This window comes from Verrucomicrobium sp. BvORR034, assembly GCF_000739635.1.
Taxonomy (GTDB): Bacteria; Verrucomicrobiota; Verrucomicrobiia; order Verrucomicrobiales; family Verrucomicrobiaceae; genus Verrucomicrobium.
On the sequence record NZ_BATQ01000182.1, the window covers coordinates 46,367 to 62,596 of the forward strand.

Genomic DNA, 16,230 nt, shown 5'->3' on the forward strand with positions numbered 1-16,230 from the left:
GGGAAAGAATCAGGGAGCGAATTTCTTGGTGTTGATCACGCGGAAGCGGTAGTACCGGTCCAGCGAGTCCGTGGAGGAGCTGGGGAGGGTGGCGTAGTCCGGCAGGTTCGGGTCTGCCGGGTCCACATAGCGTTCGATGGTGGAGGAACCACGAGCCTCGGAGAGCACCTCGTCCTTGCGGTCATCCCAGCTGGCCCAGGCTGCCGCATCATTGCCACGGCTCCGGGCGGCCTGGCGCAGCACCTGCACCTTGTAGTGCACGGTGTAGGTGTTGGACTTGGTGGTGAGCCGCGGGTAGAGCGTGGAGTAGGGCCGCTCCTTCAGGTTGTCCCCCGTGAGGCTGTTTGTGGTCCAGAAGGTCCCCATGTTCGCCAGAGTCTGCCCCTCGGGTACGAGGTAAAGACTGCACAGCTCACTGGCGGAGCGGAAGAGATCCTTCTGCGTGTTGAAACGCTCGCGGAACTGCTTGAGCGTCTCCGCCGCATCGATGGCGTAGCGGTAGGTGTTGGGTGCACTGCCCTTGTATTTGTTGGCATCCGCCTTGGGAATGGCCACCACCCGCTCACTGCGAAAGAGGGCGTGCAGACCGGTGGTACGCTCAATGTAGGTGAAGGGCATGAGCTGCCAGTTCATGGCGATCTTCCCCGCAGTGGAGAAGGGCTCGCTGATGGCGTAAGGCTCCACAATGGGCATCCAGAAGAGGTCCAGCAGCAGATGGTCCGCTGGGGAGTCTGCCCCTTTGTGCGTGGCCCCGGTGCCCGTGTGCGGGCGGAAGAGGAGCGTCTGCCACGGCTTCTGGGCCTTCAGCCCCGTGGGCAGGGAGCCAAACATCACGGGGGAGGAAATCTGCCGGTTGGGCGAGAAGAAAGTTGCCCCCAAGGCGGCGGCTTGCTCATTGCGGTCATAGTACGGCACAGCTCCGGAGGAGCCATCCGTGTTCTTGCGGGCGTTGTTTCCTTCATCCGGCTTGTTGATGTACGGGCCGTCGGTGTAGGTGGCGATACCAGTATCCCAGTCGCCCGTGGCGGTGGCGGCGTTCGTAGCGGTCAGTGTTGTGTCGCTGGAGGGGACATCTGGTGCCACGTTGGAGGCATAGGAGGCACCGGCGAGAAACTTGCCTGAGACATCCCCTCCCTGGATGTAGTTGGCCCCGATGGTCTCCGTATAGGCGTGCGCCAGCGGAGAGTTCGTCTTGTACTTGGGATGAATCTCAAAGACGCCAATGGGCACATCATTGCTGGCCGCGATCAGGCGGAAGTCACTGTGGAGCGGCAGCAGGCTGCGCAGCACATCCTCATTGCGGAAGACGCTGCCGGAGTAAGGCACCGTGGTGCTGCTACCGGGGTTGCGGTTGATGGCACTCAAGCGGCCGGGGTAGCCGCTCACTGCGCCATCGGAGGAGAAGCTCCACCAGTTGCGCATGTCCGTGGCAGGGGCGCTGGTGCTACCCGCGCTGCTGTTCGGCGCATCCGGCGTACCGGTGGTGATGAGCTTGGGAATCGGCATGCTGGCATAGGTCTGGAACTGCAGCCGGATGGTCTGCATCCGCGTCGTTTCATCCATGATGCCTGAGTTGCCGGAGTGCAGCTCCAACACCACGTTGCCGCCACCACTGAAGATCATGGTGGAGGTGTCCGTCGCCGCATTGACCGTGATCGGTTGGCTCACAAAGGGATACACATTGGTGGCGTTCAGGCCGGCATCCGCGGGCATGTGCCCGCGAGCGGGCACCCGGCGATTGGTGCCGTTGTACAGGGGCAGGCGGAAGCCGCCCGTGCCGCCCCAGGAGCGACCGTGGTAGAGGGAGGAACCCGCCGTATTCAGCGCGATCACGCCTTCCGCAGGGAATCCCATCAGCGTGGCACCGAGACGCATCGTCTCCAGCCCTGTCACCTTGATGCGCATGTCGGGATGGATGCCTACCGAGCCACGCCCGGGGGAGAAGAGCTCCAGCATCAAGATGGCTTCCACCTGCCGCTGCGTATTGGTGAGCGTGGTACCCGTTGGCAGCGTCTTGTTCGCAGACGTGTTGCTCTCCGCCACCTTGCCATCGGCTGTGCAGATGAAGGCAATCCCCGCCTCTGAGATGGTGTAGAAGCGGCCGAAACCCTGCGTGCTGCCGATGTGGATGGGGGCAACCTGGCCGTGCCCCTTGGTCCCCTGCACAGGGGTGAAGGGCGTGCCGCCTGCCTCCTTCAGGAGGTCATCATGCAGGTTCGTGCTGCGCACATAGTCGAAGATCTCCGTCAGGATCTGGTCGCGGTCTGACGCATCGGCTCCGGCGGGCTGGGGATACTTGGCGAGGAAGTTGCCTCCAAAACCCGGAACGGGCCGCGCCGTGAGGTTTTGCAGATAGGCATAGAGCTCGCGGTTGCGTTTCGGTCCCGCGTCGCCGGGGCTCGCCCCCTCGTAGTCCAGCGTGGGGCTGGTGGAGCTGGCGCGGCTGAAGTAGTAGTCATACCCTGAACCCACGCGACTGCAGAAGGCGATGAGCTTGTCAAACGCGGTGCGGTAGGTGGAGGAGGTGTCCTTGTGCACAGGCCACATGGCCACGCGCGGCTGGTTGAAGAGGTTCGTCTCCGGCGCGCGGCTCTGCGCGGTGAGGAAGAAGCGGCTGCGCTCCAGGGTGGCCTTGTCGATGGCGGACTGGCTCAGGCGCCGGGGGTCATACACAAGCTCATCAATGGAGGCGTAGAGGCGGTCCGAGTCCGGCGTGACGAACTCATTTCCCGCGGCGCCGCCCGCGATGGCCGTGCCCCCTTTGGAACCGCCCGTCTGAATGCGGCTGGCAATGATGCCGATCTGATCCCGGGTGAGCGTGGGGAAGACGGCGGAGAGATACGTGGTGGCCGGGTGCCCGGGGTAGCGCTGGTACTCGCCCTGCGCCGGCTGGAAGTTGGCCAGCGCCTGCTTGTCAAAGACGGTGTTCACATGCGGCGGAGCCCAGTAGGAGCCGGCCTCGGGGGCGGCGTAGGCAGCAGCGGTGCTGGGCGTCCACACATCTCCGGCAGCGGTGTTGATGTTGACCTTGTTGGTATCGTCATCCGTCCAGAAGGCGATGCGCCCGGCGATGGGGTTGTCCATCGTGGGAGCATTGGCACCTGTCCATGTCGCCGTGCTGCCGTTGCCGCCCGTGGGCGCGGTGAGTTGCCCATCCCGCAGCACATACAACCAGCGTACGGGCATGGGTGCCTTGTTGATGGTGGCTCCGGTGGGCGTGGTGGTGCTCAGAGGGGCACCCACGATGTCAAACCCCTGCGGACGCTGATTCGCCGGAAGATCCAGGGATCGAGGATCAACAATCGGGTACTGGTCCACGTTCTGGAGATCCTTCACGGGCAGGTTCAGGTCCGTGAAATGGTTCGGGTTGGTGGACCAGGTCGTTTCCAGGTCCTCCGTGGGGTCGAACTCCCCTCCCCCGGACTTCCACACCATGTTCTTCGCGGAGTACAGCTTGTAGTTGGCCCGGGGGAAGCGGCCCGCGCCCGTGCCGGAACTGTCGGCATAGGTGCGGATCATCCCCGGCTGGGAAGCCCAGGCCACCTCAGAGCCCAGCGTGGTGGCCGCACGGATCTGCGCCATCACCAAGTTCGTTGCCGTGTCAGTCAGGTCCCGGCTGCGCCCGCCACTGTCAGCCAGCTTGGAGGCCTTGGTCTCGGTGGAGATGCTCAGGAAGAACGAGAGCACCAGCCCGCAGACGAGCATCAGGCAGCTCAGGACCACGATCAGGGCCACACCGCGCTTGTTTCCTGCACCCGTGCGCCGGGGTTGTGATGGGGACGTGGGAGATTGGGAAGGCTTCATGGGCTGCAGGTGCCGGCTGGAGGGGGCTGTGGAGGGGTAAGGGGCGGAGTTCTAGGAAAGGCGGCGGGGCGGGGCGGTCGCGCTGCCTCCCGGTGCGAGATGGGACGGAGCGGATCAGTTGGCAGTCTGCTCACGGCTCCACTTCGCGCCCCGGAGGCTCACCTCCGTACTGAAGACGCGGAAGCTGATGCCGTGCGCGGTGAGGTAGCCGGAGAGGGCCTCCATGTCCTGCTCCCGCTTCGCAGGGCTGGCATCCTTGAACATGGTGGCGAGGCCAAAGTTCGGCGGCGAGTTGCCGTACTGGCGCTCCAGCTTCACGGCGGAGGCCTCATCAATGGCCACCATCGTCACCTCCACCAGCGGGGGGAGCTGGTTCAGGCTGTTGTATTCCGCCCCGTTCGCAGCGGCACTGCCCGTGGTGGTAGAGTCGTAGGCGTACTGCGGGGCCAGCTTCGCCCCGGTGGGGTCCACCGTGGGGTCATTGACCGGGCCTTTGGCGGGCAGTTTTGGCAGGATGAACAGCGCAATGATGTTACTGGCCAGCACATGGGTGCGCGGGCTGTTCGCCACCTTCGCGTCATCCAGCCACTTCGTAGCATCGTCGTAGATTTTGAGCTGCTCCGTGGGCTGCATGTACTCCACCAGGCGGAAGCGGTACCGCGTGCTCCCCGGCACGAACCCGGGCCGGTCCGTATCCGGACGGAAGTCCACAAAGTAGCCCCACGTGTTCAGCAGGCTATTCAGCGAAGTGTTGGTGGTGTCATTGGAAAAGCCCAGCGGTGCCTGGAAGAACATGGCATGTCCCGGCTGACGGTCGGCACCGGTGCCCAACAGGGTGCTGGTGGCACCCACCTGAAACTTAAGCTCCGAGTAACGCCCATACTTCGCCGGAATGAAGGTCGCAGCATTCGCCTGGGTGCGACGCTGGCCAGCCGCGTTGAAGTAGTCGTAGTAGGTGTTCAGCGTAGCCTGGGAGAGATTGCGCGTGATGGCCTCGAAGGCATCCCGCGCTTCCCGGAACTGGTCAGCCTTGGCGGTGGTGCTGCGCCAGACATTGCTCGTCTGGCTTGTCACCTGAACAATGACCAGCAACAGAATGGCAAGCACCGTCATGGAAAGCAGCAGCTCCACCAGCGTGAAGCCCCGCCTCTTGCGTCGGGGGATGGGCGTTGGACGGCTCATTTCACTTTGGCGATGTGGCTGGTGTAGGTGACAAAGGGGATCTTTGAAGCCGGGTCCAGGGTGCCGGAAAGCGGGCTGCCGCTGCCACCGATGACCGTAAGGTTGCGATTGGAAGGATTGAGGGCCACCTGGACCGTCACCGTCGCGAGTGAGTTGTTGTCCACGGTTCCACCCACAGTGGGAAGACTGGTGCCAGGCATCACCCGGATGTGGGCATGAAAGACGGCCTTGGCCGCATCCGCGGGCTGTAGCTCCACACCCTCGTCATTGAAATAACGCCGGTCCTTGATCACGGGAACGCCCGCAGGCGGCGTGGTGCCGCTGGCGACATTCACAAGGGTGTCATAGTCGGTCTGCACCGCTTCCTTGATAAGTCGTTGTGCGATCTGGGACGAAACCGTGACGTTCATCGCATCGCGGAACGTGGTCATCCCCGATGGGAGAAGGCCCAGCAGGGTGATGAGCCCGAATGCCGCGATCCCGGTGGCGATGGTAATCTCGACGAGCGAAAAACCTCCCTTGCCAGCTCGCGTGGAGGAATTGGATTTCAACTGTGTGTGCATGGTATTTACGCGAGTGAAATTGCGACAATAAATCGGTAAAAAGAAGAAGGTGCCTGGATGCCTCAACCCGGACGGTAGAGACGCAGAGACCCGTTGAAGGGGTCTATCTGGATGGTCGCGTGGTTGGGCGGCGGGGATCCGGTGTCCTTGCTGCCATGAACGGTCAGGAACCACTCCCCCGTCCCAAGATCCGTCGCGCCATCCGGGCGAAACCGAATGCGATACGCGGTGTAGCTGACATCAATCCCACGCATCAAGGGGACCTTCGGATCAGTGTCTGTCCAGACCTTGACCCGACTGGTGCTGAGAACGCTGGAGAGCGATGGGTCGTCACTTACCACCGCGCCATGAGGGAGATGCTTTACCTCCCCCACCGGTTTCGCAATGGTATTCGTCTCATCGAAAAGAAATGTCTGCAACGCGGCGACTTCATCGGTGGAAGCCATGCGCTCTGGCGTGTTGAATTTGTAAAAGCGCACCTCGACGACGCGGTTGTGGGCCAGCGCGGTCTGCCGGGCGACGCTCAGCTCATCCACCACCGTCTGGATGCCCATGGAGATCTGGTTGGCTTTGAGGGTGCCGCTTGTGGCGGGTACGGCAAGCCCAATCAAGAGCGCCACAAGTGAGATCACCACGAGAAGCTCCACCAGGGTGAAGGCTGAGCACGACCCTTTCCGCTGCCGGGTCAGTTGATTCATCGTTCCTGATCTCATGGTGTCGTCTCTATCTACTGCTCAAATGATCGTGCTCTGGACAGGTGTTTTTCAATTGGGGTCAAGGCCTCCATCCGGGAGGGGCGTTGCAGCGTCGCGTATTTCCAGGGTAAATACACATGTCGGCAACGCACCGTTTCAGAGGCGAGGCATTATTTCCATATAACCAAAGTAGTTGTTTCCAATGAGCTAAAAAAACAGGAAGGGGGATTTCATCTAGAAAACGACCTTCAGAGAGTGCGATCAAGTCGCAATCCCTCCCATTCATCACCAGTTATTTCACGCATCTTACCTAAAGATTCCGCGTAGAAAGCAGCACGCGTTGGCGAACCGCTTTCACTAGTTTCAGGAGTAACAATCCTTCAAGTCCGGCGCTGATTCGCTCAATCCCATGCACGTAAATCACCCCACCCCGTAATAGCAAACACCCGGGAAACGCACAATGCGTCAATCTTTCAGCCGAAAATAGTTTCCTCTATGCAGAAGTTTATTCTTATCTTGGAAGATTGGTGCCGCTTGGAACGTCCAGCCACTCAGGTGAAAATTCACGGAATTTAAGAAAGACAATTCCGGACAACGTTCAGCTGGATCCCTCCTGGTTTTTTCTGGATGTACCCAACACGTTTGAGCGAGGTTGGGGGTTTGTTTTGAGACGATCATTCGGGACCAAAAGGGCCCAAAGAGTTCAGCCATGGGCCGAAGGCCACGAAGCGGACAGGGATCCTGAGGATGGGCATCCCATTGGGTTGTGGCAGCAGCCGCCAACCCACCCAATCACCCGCTCATCCAGGTGCCAGATGGAGCCGCCGACCTGCCCTCCAACTTCCCGTGGTTTGGCGGTCCAGTCGCTCGTTCTCAAAGCCGCAATAAACGGGGCATTTACTACCCTCTGTGGACGGATTCCTGACAAGAATGTCAGGAAGCAGTGTCAGGGCATCCCCAGCCCATTCCCGCCTGCTCTCTAGAGCAGCGGGGTAAACACCAACAGACAACGACAGGCAAAATCCAGACGCCCGGTTGTAGGCAAAACCTTGCGGGGTTTTCATCCCTGTTGACGGACAGACAAAACCCAAGGCCGTGTTTTGTTGATGCCCTAATGGGTTTGCAGGGATCTAGGGGACAATGGCCGACCGCTTACAAGGCGGTACCGGACGGATTTGGAAAGGCGGCAGCAAACTGCCGATGCCAGCCCTGTACTGCACCCCTATGCCCGGCGGGACCGTCCTCCGGCATGCCCTCTCTCGACTGTGCCCACCAGCCGAACTGTCCTCCGCTTTTTGCTTTCTCTAACTACAGCCGTCCACCCCTCATGATGATGAAAGTGCCCACCTCCATCAGGATACCTGGCAGCTCCTGCCCTCCTCAAGCCCGTCCGGGCCGCAGCGCCCTGCACCCTCTGGCGGTGACGCTGGTCTCAACACTGCTTTTCTGCGCAGTTTCCGCACCCCTTGCCGCGCACGATGCCGGCACCGGAGGCACGACCAGTTCTGGAAAGTCCGGCGGGAGCCCCTACGGCGGCCCCTACAATCCCGAGAGCGGCGGTGTGCCGCCAATGATTGCCGAGCTGCGCAAAGCCATCGATCCGAACGAGGCGGTGGACGAAGCTCTCGGTGGGAAAACCATCCGGGGCACCCCGGTGTACCCGCGCACGGCGGAGTGCTTTCCTGCGGAGCAGCGTGATGTCTTCTGGCAGATGGACTGGGTGGCGGATCCCACCTCGGGGGTCTTGAAGCCTCTCGACTATGACGTGAACCGGGATGGCAAGGTGGATGACAAGGAGCGCAACGCCATTCGCGGCCGGAATACCTGGCTGCTCTGGGGAGGCGGGAACGACACCTTCTGGGGCTGGCTGCAGGAGCAGGGCTACGGCATCACAGACTTCCTCGTGCTCATGGACTCCCGGCAGCGGAACAACCGCTTCAAATCCGCGGGCATGATCAACCAGCCCGGATTCCGCGGTGCCGGGCCGGATGAGCGCATCCTGGGCCTGTACATCGACCGGCCAGACGGCGACAAGGCCCTGCTCCGCCCCAAGACCTACAACGCTGAGAATGAGGAAACAACAGACGCCCAGGGCCGGGCCGTGAACCCGCCGGTGGGACTGCCCAAGCCACCCTCCAGCCACCGGGGCACCGACCTCTTCAAGCCTGGCGATCCCGACCTCTACTACAAGGTGCAGGCCATGATGCCTCGCGACGGGCTCGACTACACCGTCTATGGTTACCCCAGCGGCATCTTCGGCCTGCGGCTCATGCTCAACCCGGACTTCTTCGGAGACACCGATGACGCAGAGCGGGCCCGTGCCTACTGGAAGGAAAGGGTGGAGAGCTCCACGCACTCAAACTTCTACACTGATCCCAAGATCAACAAGGACCTGAACCTCATCCGCCCCTTCCGCGTGAGCATGTCCTGCGGCTTCTGCCACGTGGCCCCGCACCCGCTCAACCCACCGGCGGATGTGGAGAACCCCAAGTGGGAGAACCTCTCCTCCGTGATCGGCGGCCAGTACTGGGAGGCCCAGCCCATTACCGCGAACCTGCTGCCGCGCAACAACTTCCTGCACCACTTCCTGGCCAGCCAGCCGCCCGGCACCATCGACACCTCCCTGGTGAGCACGGACCAGCTCAACAACACCAATGTCATCAACGCCGTGTTTGACCTGCCGGCCCGCATCGCCCGGGCCAAGGTGAAGCCCCCGGAAAAGCAGAGCCCCACCAACCTGCTGATGCAGAGTCTGGAAGACGGGGAACCTGCTCGTTATACCCTGGATCCCCCGCCCGCCGGCAAAGACATGCGGCACTTCCCCATGGTGCTCTTCCCCGGTGAGGACAGCTGCGGCGTCTTCGCCGCCCTGGCGCGCGTGCCGCTGAACATCGGCGTGTTCTCAGAGCAGTGGGCCCGCTGTGACAACCCGGTGATCGGGTTCACGAAACAACGGCCCTTCTCCATCGCCACCAACCGGACCAACTCCGTGTACTGGAATGTGAACGAGAAGTACCGCGTGGGCTACATGGCGGACTTCTTCCTGCTAGGGGCCAGCGGCACCGTGCCGAAGAGCACCGCGCCCATGAAGCTGAAGGACGCGGGGCCCCAATGGCTGCCAGACGGTGCGGCGACGCTGGACGGCGCTGGCAAAGCCGTCACGGAAGGCACCAAACACCTCAGCACGGATGCCGGGCTTCTGTCCAAGGGACGACGCGTCTTCCTGAACAACTGCTCCATCTGCCACTCCAGCAAACAGCCGGATGGCTTTGACCTCCGCTTTGCCGAGGACTGGGAGAGCAAACCGGTGCCGAAGCTGGATGAGCCCGCCGTGTACACCCTGCCCTCCCGCTACGGCGAATGGGAGGCCTTCCGCGCCAGCCCGATGATGGCGGACTTCCGCGCCCGCATGCAGGCGCTGGCAGGCGATGGACCGGCCACCCCCGATGCCGAGGATGCCTTCATCAAGGACAACTTCCTCTCCAACGAACTGCGCGTGCCCGTGACCCTGGTGGGCACCAACTCCGCCCGCGCCATGGCCACCAACGCCATCCGCGGCAATGTGTGGGACAATTTCTCCTCGGAGTCCTTCAAGAACCTGCCCTCCGTTGGGGACATCTACTTCTACAACGTCGCCACCAAGACCCCTGATGACCGCTACAACGATGGTCGGGAGAAAGGCGGCCCCGGGTACTATCGGCCCGCCTCGCTCATCAGCGTGTGGAGCACGGCACCGTACTTCCACAACAACGCCCTCGGCCTCTACAACCAGGATCCCTCGGTGAAGGGCCGTATGGAGGCGTTCGACGACGGGATTCGCAAGCTCCTCTGGAATGAGAAACGCCCCACCTACACCACCTACGGAGATGGCAAGGCGCTCTATGTGCCGCCGGGCGACCTGCGCCGCGACGGCGGCCCCTATAAAGAGGACCCCGGCTACATCTACCGTCTGCCCAATGACACGATGGTGGAGTTTGCCCCCTCCTTTACCGAACCCCTGATCACCGGGGTGGCGGGCAAGTTTGCCTTCCGCCTGCTCAGCTTCTGGCTCTGGGTGATTCTGGGTCTCCTTTTCCTGGCCGGGCTCTTCTGGGGTCGGGCGCGTCATGCGGGCATCCTGGTGATCCTGGTGGCCGTGCTCATCGCCGGCGTGCTGGCAGGCACGGGATTGGGCGGCATGGGTGGCACCGTGCCGGGTGCCCTGATGATGGCCGCCAGCGGCATGCTCGAAATGGCCCACTGGCTCTGGTGGCTGGCCGTGGTGGCGGTGGCCGCGGTGGGCTTGTGGCTGCTACTCACCAACAAGGAGCCGCGCAAGCTGGTGAGGTGGCTCTTTGCCCTCCTCTTCGTCGGCACCTTCCTGGGCGGCATTCTGGCCAACAAGTTCCTGACCGGTCGCCTGCGCGATGTGCCCCTGCCCCTGGCCGTCCTGCCAGACAGCCTGCTCAGCGGCGACTACAAGGGCGTGAACGTGGGCCCCATCCCGCGCGGCACCCCGGTGGACCTCCTCATGAACCTGGATCCGGAGAAGAAGAGCAAGCTCCCGGCCGCCATCCTGGGGTTGGTACGCGCCACGGTGGACATCAGGAAACAACACCTGACCGGGGACGACGCCTACAAGGTCTTCAGCGAGAAAGCCCTGCCCGGCCTCGTGGAGGCGAGCAAGTGCCCGGACTACGTGCTGGATCGCGGCCACTTGTTTGGGGAGCAGCTCAAGCCCGACGAGAAAGAGGCGCTCATCGAGTTCCTCAAGACCCTCTGACCTCATTCCTCCAGATCCCGTCATCTCATCTCACCTCACGTCACGCCCCGCATGAGCCAGGAACTCCTTCAACAGGCACAAAGTCCCACCGACACCCCGTTTGACTACATCATCGTCGGCTCCGGGGCCGGCGGTGGGCCGCTAGCGTCCCGTCTGGCGCTGGCGGGCAAGCGGGTGCTGGTGCTGGAGGCGGGGCGGGACCCGCTGGAGCACAAGTCCAGCGTCTTTCCCAATGCGGGACCCGGGGAGGTCAACCAGGTCCCGGGCTACCACGGGGCGGCCACCGAGGACCTGGAGATGAGCTGGCAGTTCTCCGTGCGGCACTATGCCGATGACGCCCGGCAGAAGCTGGATGACAAATACAACCGGCTGAACCAGCCGGTGCCCAACGGCCAGGCGGCTGCGGATGCCCCCGACGGCAAACCTGCGGACACGCCTTATCCGTATCACGACCGTTTCCTCGATCCCACCGGCTGGGACAAGAAGGGCAAGGGCGGCGTCTTCTACCCCCGGTCCGCCGGCCTGGGGGGCTGCACCGGGCACCACGCCATGATCATGGCCGCGCCCAACGACAAGGACTGGGAGTACATCGCCGAACTCACGGGGGACAACACCTGGCGGGCGGAGAACATGCGGGGCTACTTCGCCCGGATGGAGCGCAACCTCTACCGCAAGGCGTATGACCAGTGGTTCCGCAAGCTGCTGGGCATCTTCTACAAGGGATACCAGTGGATCGTGCTCCAGTTCGACCCGCGCGCGGTGCTGGATGACGGCGGGCATGGCACCAAAGGTTGGCAGCCCACCAGTTTCATCGATCCCAACCTCGTCACCGGAATCGCCCGGAAGGACCGGAACTTCTTCAACGTGCTCATCGGCACCGCGCTGGCCGTCCTGCACCAGGACAAGCCGCTCATCGGCATGCTGAAGCAGGCCCTGGTGAAGCTGCGCATCGTGCAGCACATCGATCCCAACGACTACAACACCCGCCGGACCAGCCCGGAGGGTGTTTTCCTCATTCCCACCGGCATCGAGAGCAGCGATGCCATGGACTACAAGGGCCGATTCCTCCTAGGCCGCCGTGCTGGGGTGCGGGAGCTGCTCTTGAAAACGCAGGCGCGCTTCCCCGAACGTCTCGTGATTGACCAGGGCGTGCACGTGACCAAGGTGCTCTTTGAACAAGCGGAGGGCGAAGCCCCCCGGGCTGTGGGCGTGGAGCTGGCCCGCGGCGACTACCTCTATGAAGCCAGCCCCCTGCAGACCAAGGGCAACGCCCCGGGCGAACGCACCCGCTACTTCGCCGCACGGGAGGTCATCCTCTGCGGCGGGGCCTTCAATACCCCGCAGCTCCTGACCCTCAGCGGTATCGGCAATGAGCAGGATGTCAATGCGATCAAAGCCGGCCAGAAAGGCGGCAAAAACGCACTTCCCACCCCGGCGCTGACGGGGATCGACGGTCAGCCCCTCAAGAAACCGGGCAGTGCGGAAAATACCGGGTTCATCCATCTCCCCGGCGTGGGCCGAAATCTGCAGGACCGGTACGAGGTCACCATCGTGAGCGAGGTGGCGGAGGACTTCTCCACCCTGAACGGACTCTCCTTCACTCCCGGCGATGACAACGACCCGGCCCGTCTCCAATGGCTCAAGGACAAGAGCGGTCTCTACCGCACCAATGGCGGGGCGGTGGCCGTGCTGCGCCGCTCCAAGGTGGTGCAGGAGGCGGAGGAACCAGAGCCGGACCTCTTCACCTTCGGGGCACCTGCCGCCTTCCGCGGGTACTACTGGGGCTGGTCACGGGAGCTCTTCCGGCCCACCCTCGGTGCCGCCAAAGACCAGCGCAACATCTGGTCCTGGGTGATCCTGAAAGGCTACACCCGGAACAATGACGGCTACGTCAAGGTGCGTTCCTTGAACCCGTTCGACGCTCCGGAAATCTGCTTTGACTCCTACAACGAAAAGGCGCGGGAACTGCAGAACCGGATGAAAGCCTACCAGGCCACCGGACTGCCCATCCCGCCCGCGCTGCTGGTGCAGCAGGAGTCCATCGACTTCAACCTCAAGGAAAGCGAGCGCGATCTGGAGGCCATCGTGGATGCAGTGAAGTTCATGCGGGACATCAACCGCCGCAGCCCGCGCGAGTTCGTCCACGAGATCCAGCCGGGTCTGGACAAGGAGGACGGCTCCAATGCGCTGCGGGAGTGGATCCAAACACAGTCCTGGGGCCACCATGCCTCCTGCACCTGCCGTATCGGGGCAGATGCCTGGCAGGCGGACCCCACCAAGCTCGTGGACAAGGAGGCAGTGCTGGACAGCCACTTCCGCGTGCACGGCGTGCAGGGCCTGCGCATCGTCGATGCCTCAGTCTTCCCGCGCATCCCGGGTTATTTCATCCTCACTCCCATCTTCATGATGAGCGAGAAGGCAGCAGACACCATCCTCGCGGAGGAGGATCGCGCGAGCTATCCCGCCATCGTGGAGGATCGTGAGGCCCGCGCCATCCTGGGCCGCCGCAACAAGGCCTATCCAGGCCAGCCATCGGTGCCTGTGCCCGCCAATGCCCTGGAATCAGGCAACCCGGCCAACGATGAGATGCCGGCAGTGCGGCACTCTTTGATCAAGCTGCCCAAGGATTCGGTGGGCCTGGCTTTCTCCGGCGGCGGCATCCGTAGCGCCACCTTCTGCCTGGGCGTGCTGCAGGCCCTGGCGGCACGCAACCGGGTGCGGAATCTGGACTTCCTCTCCACGGTGTCCGGCGGGGGCTTTGTGGGTAGTTTCCTTGGACGGCTCTTCACCCGTCCCACCGTTAATGCCCCACCTCCGGGCGAGACCGCACCGGCAGATCCCTGCGGCGCCGTGCAGGATGTGCTGAAGAACACGTCATCTCCCCCGCTCTGGTGGCTGCGCACGAATGCCAACTACATCTTTGCCACCGGGGGTGAGGATCTGCGGCTTAACCTGGCTGTCTTCTGGCGCAACATTTTCACCGTTCACCTGGTGGTGGGCTCTCTGCTCTTTGGCCTCTTTGGCCTGGCCGCACTCGTGACCAAGAAATTTGGACTGCCCAACGGGCCATTCGTCCTGGTCGGCCAGCTTTCCCCTTGGTGGATCCTGCCCGCGCTGGCCCTGGCTCTGGGTGTGCTGCCGGGCACCCTGGCGTACTGGCTGGCTCCAAAGGGGGGCTCCACGCGACCTTATTCACCCTACGGCCTCTTCGCCTGGCTGGTGCTGCTCACTGGCTCAGTCGCCGCATTGACCAGCCCGGAATCCCTCCCCTACGGTGCGGGTGCAGGAGCGATTCTGCTTCTCGCATGGCTATGGCAGGAGGTGGCCCGCTGGGGCGCCACCCGCGGTCTTCCTGCGAAGGTCGCCCCCCGTATCTTGGGCACGATTGTGCGCAACCGGCTGAGCCTGGCGCTCGGGGAAGTGGCGATCATTTTTGCCGCACTCACCGGATGGGCGCTGCTGGATACAGTGGCCCGGCTCGCGGCAGAGCAGACGGTGACCGTGCTGTTTGTGGGCATCATGGCGGCGGTGGGCCCCGGCCTTCCCATCTTGCGCTGGTTGGGCATGAAGGCCCTTCAACAGGTCAGCGAGGCCGGACGTGAAGGCTTGTCGCTGGCCCGTCTCTCGAAGCTCTTCGGCATTCCCCTGGCGGTCATTCTTGTCTTCATGGTGGACCTGCTCGCCCATGAGCTGGTCATGGCAGATTCCGGCATGTGGGGGGTGGGATCCATCGTCCTGGCGCTCATCTTCTCCTTTGTCATCGGCAGGGCATTTGATTTCCTGAACCTCTCCTCCCTCCACACTGCCTACGCCGCCCGGCTCACCCGCACATTCCTGGGAGCCTCCAATGAGGAGCGGGTGTACGGGGGCACCGCGGACGACGCCACGGATGTGAAACAGGCTCATCCCATGGATGATGTGCCCTTTGACCTGTATCACCCCGAGCGCTCCGGAGGACCGCTGCACCTCATCAATGTGTGTCTGAATGAGACAGTGGACCTGGCATCGGATCGCAATGTGCCAAGCCGCAAGGGCCTGCCCATGTGCATCAACCCCGAAGGGGTGAGCGTGGGGCGGAGATACTTCGCCGAATGGACGCACCCTGACTCCTGGCCCAAGTGGCAGAAGCGTCGGCGCTGGCTGGAGGGCCTGGATAGCGATGATGCCAATGCAGTGGGCAAGCGGCGCAAGGTCGCCCTGCGCGCTTTCCCAGTAGGCAGCAATCCCAATGCCTTCCACGTGCTGGCCAGCAAGGAAAGCGACAGCGCTGAGGTGGAGCCGCTGACACTGGGAGCCTGGACTGCCGTCTCCGGTGCCGCGTTCTCGACCGGCTCCGGTCGCAGTACCACGTTCACCATGTCCCTCTTCCTGGGTCTGCTCAATGTGAGGCTGGGCTACTGGTGGGACTCCGGCATCCTGGCCAGCGAACGGCCCGGCCGCTTCCCTGACACCCTCTGGCGGCGCATCAAGCGGCTCCCAGTTTCCTTGTACCGCATGCAGAGCATGCTGCTCTCCGAGTGGCGCGGCCGTTTCCACGGAGCTTCGCGCTGGTTCTGGTACTTGAGCGATGGTGGTCACTTTGACGTGACCGGGTTGTATGAGCTCGTCCGCCGGCGTCTGCCCTTCATGCTCATGGTGGACGGCGGGGAGGACCCCAAATACCAATGGACGGATCTCGCGGAACTCACACGGACGGTGCGCACAGATTTCGGCGCGCAAGTCGAGTGGCTGGAGCCAAATCGCGATGCCTCCTGTCCCCTGCGGCCGGCTGGCAATGGCTCACCCGGAGAAGCCGGCCAGGCGATGGTGCCGGACCCCTGGGACGTGTGGGAAGACGCCGCCATCAGGCTGCCTCAACCTGCCGGAGTCGAAGGCTCGCCGCCCCTCCCGTCTGAGATTGTCCGTGCCTGGATCGATCCGGAAAGGCTGGGTGGCATCCGCGAACTGCAGCGCGGCAGTTCCCGGCACGCGGCGCTCGCGCGGGTGACCTATGCCTCCGCACCAGGGGTGGTGTCATGGCTCGTCGTCATCAAGCCCGGCGTGGGCGGCACCTTGACGGAGGACATCCGGAACTACGGCGACCGCTACCCGGACTTTCCGCAGCAGTCCACCTTTGACCAGTTCTTCGACGATCCGCAGTGGGAGAGCTACCGGGCCCTTGGCCAGCAGGTGGCACTTCAGGTGTTGCGGTCTTGAACCCCCTTTCCGCACCTCTTCCACCCTT

Annotated in this window: 6 protein-coding genes; 2 read left to right on the top strand and 4 right to left on the bottom strand. The window is 63.1% G+C overall.

Annotated elements, in window-relative coordinates; translation table 11 throughout:
* Positions 1–9: 9 nt before the first annotated feature.
* From vccA to vccD, 4 genes are all read right to left on the bottom strand, one after another.
* A complete protein-coding gene (gene vccA, locus BV034_RS32385; RefSeq protein ID WP_050031074.1) occupies positions 10–3,804 on the bottom strand; it encodes a Verru_Chthon cassette protein A in 3,795 nt (1,264 codons plus the stop codon).
* Positions 3,805–3,918: 114 nt separating this feature from the next.
* On the bottom strand, positions 3,919–4,986 hold the full coding sequence (gene vccC, locus BV034_RS32390; RefSeq protein ID WP_050031075.1) for a Verru_Chthon cassette protein C: 1,068 nt from the start codon (positions 4,984–4,986) through the stop codon (positions 3,919–3,921).
* Positions 4,983–5,537, bottom strand: coding sequence for a Verru_Chthon cassette protein B (gene vccB, locus BV034_RS32395; protein ID WP_265593722.1), 555 nt, complete (start codon positions 5,535–5,537; stop codon positions 4,983–4,985). The genes vccC and vccB overlap by 4 nt, the downstream gene beginning before the upstream one ends.
* Before the next feature lie 74 nt (positions 5,538–5,611).
* The gene (vccD, locus tag BV034_RS32400) at positions 5,612–6,247 is read right to left on the bottom strand and encodes a Verru_Chthon cassette protein D (protein ID WP_081888311.1); all 636 of its coding nucleotides are present in this window, start codon (positions 6,245–6,247) and stop codon (positions 5,612–5,614) included.
* A 1,324-nt stretch (positions 6,248–7,571) separates the two neighbouring features.
* On the opposite strand from vccD, the gene BV034_RS32405 reads away from it, so the two are divergent.
* On the top strand, positions 7,572–11,006 hold the full coding sequence (locus BV034_RS32405; RefSeq protein WP_050031078.1) for a hypothetical protein: 3,435 nt from the start codon (positions 7,572–7,574) through the stop codon (positions 11,004–11,006).
* Positions 11,007–11,057: 51 nt separating this feature from the next.
* On the top strand, positions 11,058–16,202 hold the full coding sequence (locus tag BV034_RS32410; RefSeq protein WP_050031079.1) for a GMC oxidoreductase: 5,145 nt from the start codon (positions 11,058–11,060) through the stop codon (positions 16,200–16,202).
* Positions 16,203–16,230: the final 28 nt, after the last annotated feature.

Coding starts and splice junctions, on each gene's coding strand:
- vccA (WP_050031074.1), bottom strand. CDS start 3,804: ATGAAGCCTTCCCAATCTCCCACGTCCCCATCACAACCCCGGCGCACG.
- vccC (WP_050031075.1), bottom strand. CDS start 4,986: ATGAGCCGTCCAACGCCCATCCCCCGACGCAAGAGGCGGGGCTTCACG.
- vccD (WP_081888311.1), bottom strand. CDS start 6,247: ATGAATCAACTGACCCGGCAGCGGAAAGGGTCGTGCTCAGCCTTCACC.
- BV034_RS32405 (WP_050031078.1), top strand. CDS start 7,572: ATGATGATGAAAGTGCCCACCTCCATCAGGATACCTGGCAGCTCCTGC.
- BV034_RS32410 (WP_050031079.1), top strand. CDS start 11,058: ATGAGCCAGGAACTCCTTCAACAGGCACAAAGTCCCACCGACACCCCG.